Source organism: Streptomyces sp. NPDC086554, from assembly GCF_040686095.1.
Classification (GTDB): domain Bacteria; phylum Actinomycetota; class Actinomycetes; order Streptomycetales; family Streptomycetaceae; genus Streptomyces.
On sequence record NZ_JBFBJK010000058.1, the window covers coordinates 1 to 6,367 of the forward strand.

Annotated in this window: 5 protein-coding genes and 2 pseudogenes; 3 read left to right on the forward strand and 4 right to left on the reverse strand. The window is 71.9% G+C overall.

Features of this window, described 5'->3' with window-relative positions; translation table 11 throughout:
* Window positions 1–368: 368 nt before the first annotated feature.
* The 4 genes and pseudogenes from AB0O76_RS43770 to AB0O76_RS43785 all read right to left on the reverse strand — a co-directional run bounded on the left by AB0O76_RS43770 (window position 369) and on the right by AB0O76_RS43785 (window position 3,093).
* Window positions 369–905, reverse strand: a complete 537-nt coding sequence (locus AB0O76_RS43770; protein WP_365503529.1) for a hypothetical protein — start codon at window positions 903–905, stop codon at window positions 369–371.
* Between the two features lie 16 nt (window positions 906–921).
* A pseudogene (locus AB0O76_RS43775) lies at window positions 922–1,428 on the reverse strand (DNA cytosine methyltransferase); the annotation flags it as partial.
* A complete protein-coding gene (locus AB0O76_RS43780) occupies window positions 1,415–2,392 on the reverse strand; it encodes a DNA methyltransferase (protein WP_365503532.1) in 978 nt (325 codons plus the stop codon). The pseudogene AB0O76_RS43775 and the gene AB0O76_RS43780, both read right to left, overlap by 14 nt.
* 17 nt (window positions 2,393–2,409) lie before the next feature.
* A complete protein-coding gene (locus AB0O76_RS43785; protein ID WP_365503535.1) occupies window positions 2,410–3,093 on the reverse strand; it encodes a hypothetical protein in 684 nt (227 codons plus the stop codon).
* A 486-nt stretch (window positions 3,094–3,579) separates the two neighbouring features.
* Between AB0O76_RS43785 and AB0O76_RS43790 the strand changes: the two genes are divergently transcribed.
* The 3 genes and pseudogenes from AB0O76_RS43790 to AB0O76_RS43800 all read left to right on the forward strand — a co-directional run.
* A complete protein-coding gene (locus AB0O76_RS43790) occupies window positions 3,580–4,401 on the forward strand; it encodes a hypothetical protein (RefSeq protein WP_365503537.1) in 822 nt (273 codons plus the stop codon).
* 352 nt (window positions 4,402–4,753) lie between these two features.
* The gene (locus tag AB0O76_RS43795; protein WP_365503540.1) at window positions 4,754–5,122 is read left to right on the forward strand and encodes a pilin; all 369 of its coding nucleotides are present in this window, start codon (window positions 4,754–4,756) and stop codon (window positions 5,120–5,122) included.
* A 2-nt stretch (window positions 5,123–5,124) separates the two neighbouring features.
* Window positions 5,125–6,367 (forward strand): annotated as a pseudogene (locus AB0O76_RS43800) (hypothetical protein); the annotation flags it as partial.

Genomic DNA, 6,367 nt, shown 5'->3' on the forward strand with positions numbered 1-6,367 from the left:
GTGGGGGGGGGGGGCTGGGGTTTTTGGGGGGGCTGGGGGGGGGGGGGGTGTGGCCGGGGGTCGGGGGGGGGGGGCCGCCCCCCGGCCCCCGGGCGCCCCACGACCATGGACGCTCCGTCTCGGCGGCGTCGTCAAGCGGGCGGCCTTCCGGCTCGTGTTCCCTTGGAGATGAGGAGTTGTCCGTCAACTCTCGCCTCCAGAAGAGGTGTTGCACGACGGCTGAAGGCCAGCGAACGGCACCCCATCGGAGAGCAGGATTCCGAGAGCGTGCGCGGCTTGGCGGGGCACGACGCTGTTGCCGAGCAGGCGGAGTTGGGCGACGCGCGAGAGGTCCTCGGTACCGGTGACCCAACCGTCGGGCAGGCCCATCATCCACTCGACGAAGTGGGCAGCGAGACGTCGAGTGCCGGGCACAGTGGGCATGGGGGCGGCGCGTCCAGTGACGTGCTCCCACCGGCGGATGGCGGGGAGGTATCCGGTCCACCAGTCGGCAGGTGAGTGACGGCTGTCCGCAGGTTCATGCCACCCTGCCGCTTCAGGGTCGTCCCGGCGCCGCCGTTGCCGTCCGACGAGGTGGGCGTGGGCAGGAATCTCTCGGTCTCCGCGTCCGGGGTGCTCGTCGCGGTGAGGGTCGCCGCGATCGATGCCAAGGTGGGGTTGCCGTTGCCCTGACGTTGATGCGGGGAGCCCTTGGGGCCGTCGCTGGCCACCGGCGTGGGCAGCAGGTGCTCGACCTCGTCGGCCAGCGTCGGGCCGTGGCCACCCGCTCGGCGCTTGGCGGGATGCTGAGAGCCGCCGTTGCTGCCCAGGTTCGCCGTCGGAGTCTTCAGCAGGGCCTCCGTCGGGCGGTCGTGCGGGCCACGCGACGACGAAAGCTCTCGCCCGACGGTGCGGGGCTCCGACATCGCTCGTGCGAACGCATACCCAAGCCGAGTCGTACCCGCGGTCGGCCAGGTCGCCGAGAAGCACGCCGAGCGCTCGCATCCGGGGGTGTCCTGGCACGTCTCCCAGATTCGGCCTTCTGGGTTCCATCGGGCGAACGGCAGTTGTTCCGGCACGGGTTGAGAGGAGGCCGCGGACATTTTCGATCACCACCAAACGTGGATTCAGGACGGGGATGGCGTCAGCGACGTACCGCCACAGGCCGGAGCGGGTGCCTGCAAGTCCGGTGCGGGGTCCGGCTACCGACAGGTCCTGGCAGGGGATGCCCGCGGTGAGGATGTCGATCGGCTCGGCGTCTGCGAAGTTGGCGGTGCGTACGTCGCCGAGGTTCGGAACGTCCGGCCAGTGCCTGGCCAGGACTCTGGTGGCGTGGGGGTTGGTCTCGGCGTGCCAGGCGATGCGGCCGCCGAGCACGCTCTGGACCCCGAGGTCCAGGCCGCCGACCCCGCTGCAGAGTGAGCCGATCTTCGGTTCAGCTGCCGCCATGTCGGCCCCGGGCGTGGCAGGTGCGGGAGTGGAAGGTGGCCGTGGTCCTCGGCTTACGGCATACGCGCGGCAGGTGTTCGGGCGTTGCCGCCTCACCCTTGGCTTCGCGCGAGGCAGTGCTCTTTCCGGGCCGGATGAAGACGATGACGTCTTCGTGCTGGACCACGGAGAGAGGGATGCCGCGTCGGCGGGCGTCGCGGACGTTGGTCATCTGGAAGAAGGAGGGGCGGGCGATGAGGCGGCTGTCGCGGATGCCGGCGAGGAGGGCGGCGCAGCGTTCGGTGGGGGTGAGTCCGGCGGCCTGGCCTGCGGCGAGGACGGCGGAGGGGAGGTCGATGAGTTCGCCGCGTTCGCGCCAGGGGCGTGTGGTGATGACGGCGGTGCCGCCGGGCCGGAGCATCTCGCGGCATTGGGTGAGGATCTCGGTGAAGGCGTCGAGGAGTTGGCCGGTGCTGACGTGGGCGAGGTTGGCGGGGTCGTGGCTGTAGCGGTAGTCCTTCTTGGCCACCCCGCGTTCGCCGCTCTCGCGGGTGGAGCGGACCTGGCCGTGGACGGAGGGGCCGTACGGGGGTGAGGTCAGGACGAGGTCCGCCTGGCCGTGCAGCGGGGCGGGGGCGAGGTGGGTGAGCTGGCGGGCGTCGCCGCAATGGACGGTGCCGGTGCCGGTGGCGCCTTCGTGGGTGGCGGAGGCGGTGTTGAGGGCGGCGAGGCGTGCCCAGTGGGGTTCGTACTCGATGCCGAAGGCGTTGCGTCCCAGGTGGAGGGCTTCGACGAGGGTGGTGCCGATGCCGCACATCGGGTCGAGGACCAGGTCGCCGGGGCGGGTGTAGGTGCGGATCGCGTGGGCGGCGATGCCGGGATGCATCTTGGCGGGGTGGGCGGCCGAGCCGGGCACGTAGCGGCCGCGCCGCTGGGCGGGGGCGGAGGTGGGGGCGGTGTTCCACACCGAGGCGGGAGAGGGCACGGTGAACTCCTCGCGGTTCAGGTGTGGTTGATCGCGGACAGGGCGATCAGGTCGCAGTGCGTCACGCCCGGGCCGGCGTCTGCGGGCGGGGCGGGCACCAGCCGGTCCTCGACGGGGTGGGCATAGGCGATGACGATGTGCTGGAGGTAGCGGAACCCGGCCGTGCGGGCGCAGGCGATGAGCGTGCCGAGGGGGTCGGTGAGTACTCCGGTGTCGCGGCGCTGGCGGGTGGCGAGCAGGAGCAGCCCGTCGGACGGGAGGAGACGGTGGGCGCGGTGGAAGAAGCCGGGCCAGCCGTCCTCCATCGCCCCGGGCATCTCGCTCCCGGCCGCCGGGAGGGTCTCGTCGGGGGCGGGGAGGGCGTCGGGGTGGAGTTCGGCGAGCAGTACCCGGGCCCTGCGTCCGGCGCCGGTGCCGGTGCCGGTGCCGTCAGATAGTTCGGTGTGCGTCGTGCACGGTGTGCGGGCGTCCATGCCCGGTGACGTTTCGCGGATGGAGATCTTGAACAGGGGTGCGGGCGGGTGGCCGGGGCGGTGGGTGAACTCGGTGCGGATCTTTTCGATGGCCCAGTCGGGCAGCACGCTGCCGGCGGCGGGTGGGTTGTGCGGCTGGTCGGGGGCGGGGAGCCAGATGGTGGTCGGCAGTGGGCGGGCGCTTTGGGTGTGCGCGGGGCCTCGGCCGTGGGGTGAGGTGGTGGGCATCGGCGGGTGGCGCCCGGGAGCGGGGATCAGGTCGGTCCGTCTGGTGCTGACGTGGAGTAATAGGGATGCAGGCGGGCGGGATTGTCATCGGGCGGGCGGTGCCACCGCGGGTGTTCGAACCGGCGGCGTGGCGGAAGGCCGTGTGGCTCGCGGGCCGCAACCTCCAGACGGTGAACTGTCTTCATCCAGGTCGACCGGTCAGCGGTCCAGTGACGAGCCAGCTGCGAGCCACTGCCGGGCCACCGGCCCAGGAGGCGCGATCGGGCCGGGCAGAGGCGGGAGATTTCTTTGTGTTCGATACCGGGCGCTGTGGCCGCACGAGTGGTGCAGGCCAGGTGAGGCGGGTCGGCAGTGGTCCATCGCACACACCGGACCAGGGGTCCGGCCACGGCCCGGTGCTGGTGCGCGGCCGGTCCGGCGGTGGCACGGCGTGGTGACAGGAGTGGCGGCAGACGTTGTCCGCCACCTCCCGCAAGGAGCCGTGCCATGCACCACCCGTCTCGTCCCGTCCGCCGCCCCGTTGACTGTCCGCGCCTCTCCGATCGGTCGCCGCTGGGGGCGCTGGAGGCGTCGTTCCTCGCGCTCGCGGCTGCGCCCTCCCCGCTCACGCTGCCCGCGCACCTAGTGTGCGAGGAGCCGGAGCAGCCCGCGCTCGCTGTCGATCAGGTCCGTACCCGTCTCGCCCACCCCGCCACCTCGCCTGCGCTGCGCGAGCGGGCCTGGCGGGAGATGGTCCGTCGTGCCCAGGAGCTCGGCCGGCCGTGGGACACGGTGGCCGTCGCCATGACCGTGCCGGTGCTGCGCCGGATGCTCGCCCGCCTGGCCCGCCCTGCCCACCTGGAGCGTGCCGAGGTCGAGCAGGAGGCTCTCGCGGCCGTCGCCGCCACGCTGCACACAGTGGACACCGATGCCTCGGACGTGGGCCGTCAGTTGTTCGCGGCGGCCGACCGGGCTGTGCACCGGCTGGTGTACGCCGCGCGTCGGCAGGCCGTGCGGGAGACCGGGTTGATGGCGGCGCATGTGGGGCGCCTCGCCCATCGCGGACCCCTGACCGGATGCCAGGACGAGGCGGAGGTCAGCGCGGGTGGCGGGGAGCGGGACGAGTACGGGGTGCTGGCCCGTGCGGTCAGGGCGCGGGTCGTGGATGTGGCCGAGGCGCGGTTGATCGCCCGTACGCGCCTGGGAGGGGAGTCGATGAAGCTGCTGGCCGAGGAGCGGGGTGTGAGTGTGCGTCAGCTCTACCGGCACCGCGCCGCCGCCGAGCAGCACCTGGTCGCCCATCTGAAGGGCCCGCTGGGCGAACAGTGAGGTTCCCCGTTCTGGGCACTTCGGGGTGCCGGGTGTCAACTTCCGGGCCCTGAGTCTCTATTACCGGTGAGCAGTCACCGCCCGGTGCGCGCCACGCGCCGAGCGGCGGCTGCCGGGCAAGGACCCGCCCCCAGTACTGCCACCGGGTTCTTGCTGTCCGGTGGGGTGAGCACGACCGTCTCGTGCTGACACCCGAGCACCCTGTTCCCGCCGCCGTCCGCCGAAGGAGGCCGGCCCCGGGGCCGAGGGATCCGTGTTCACCCCACCTCCGTACGGCGTGGCATCCCATGTCGCTCTACTCCTCTGTCCGCCTCTCCGCTGCCCTGCATTTCCCGTTGGAGGTGCGTTCGCCATGTTCACAAGGCCCCGCCTGCCGCGTCGGCGACCGGCCTCCCGGGCGGGCCGCCAGGCGGCCCGGGTCGGCTTCACGGCCGCGTGCACCGTCTTCGTGCTGCTGGCGGATCCGCCGCAGGTGTGGGCGGTGGCCACGATCCCGCAGGTCATCTCGAATCTGACGAAGTGGATCGTCGGGATCCTCGCCGGACTGGCCACCCTGTTCCTCACCTTCGGCGGGCTGCGCTACCTGATGGCCGGGGGTGATCCGGGTGAAGTGGAGTCCGCCAAGCGGGCGTTGAGGGCGGCCGCGATCGGCTACTGCCTGGCGCTGCTGGCCCCGGTCATCATCACGGTCCTCAACGGCATCGTCGGCGCCGGGGAGTGATCGTGAAGCCCCCGCGCCATCGCGTACACGCCGCGATACTGCTCTTCCTGCTGGGGTCTGGTGCCCTGGCTATGGCTCCTGCCGCGTACGCTGCTCCCTCCCCCGAACGAGCGGTGCGCGCGCCCCTCGCTCCGGCCGACCCCGAACCCCAGCCGCAGCCGCAGCCCGGCCCGGTGGTGCCGCCCCCGGAATCCGGCCCCGGCACCGCCCGGCCGAAACCCGAACCCGGGCCAACCCCCACCCCGGGAAAGCCCAAGCCACGGCCGTCCCGGCCCTCGGCCCCAGAGCCGACTCCGGGGGCGACACCGCCCGCCACGCCTCCGGACCCGAACGCGGACGGATTCTTCGGCAACCTCCTCGACATCCCCGGCATGGTCATCAACGCCATCACCGCGTTCCTCGGGATGCTCCTGGAGCAGGCCATGAAGCCCCTGCGGGAGCTGATCGCCGACACACTGCTCGCCGCCCCCGACGTCACCAAGCACCCGGACATCAGACGGCTGTGGACCGCCGCGATGGGCATCACGGCCGGGATCTACGTGCTGTTCGTGACCGCGGGCGGCGTGACCGTCATGGGCTACGAGACCGTGCAGACCCGCTACGCGCTCACGCAGATCGCCCCGCGGCTGCTGCTCGGGATCGCCGCCGCGGCCACCTCGCTGACCGTGATGGGCAAAGTGATCTCCCTGGGCAACGCGCTCGCCCATGCGGTCATGGGCACCGACATGAGTCACGCGGCACAGGGTCTGGTCGAACGCGCGCTGCCGTTCGCCCTGTTCGGCCCCACCGGCATCGCCATCTATCTGCTGCTGCTCGCCGTCGTCGAACTCGTCCTGATCATTGGGGTGTTGGTCGGGTTCATCGTGCGGGTCGCGGTGATGGCGCTGCTCGCCGCGCTGGCCCCGCTCGCGCTGGCCTGCCACGGCCACCCGCTGACCGATCCCGTCGCCCGGCTGTGGTGGCGGGGCCTGGCGGGCTGCCTGGTCATCCAGGTCGCCCAGTCGATGACGTTCATCCTCTCGCTCAAGCTGTTCTTCTCCCCGGGGGCCACCACCCTCGGGATCCCCAAAGCCGATCAGCTCGGCACGATTCTGGCCGGACTGGCCCTGTTCTGGGTGCTGTTCAAGATCCCGGGCTGGACGATCCAGGTCGTGCTGCGCGGCACCCCGATCCAGCAGCCGCACGCCCCCGCACCGGTGCGCTTCCTGCGGCATCTGGCTCTGTATCAGCTGATGAATCACTTTC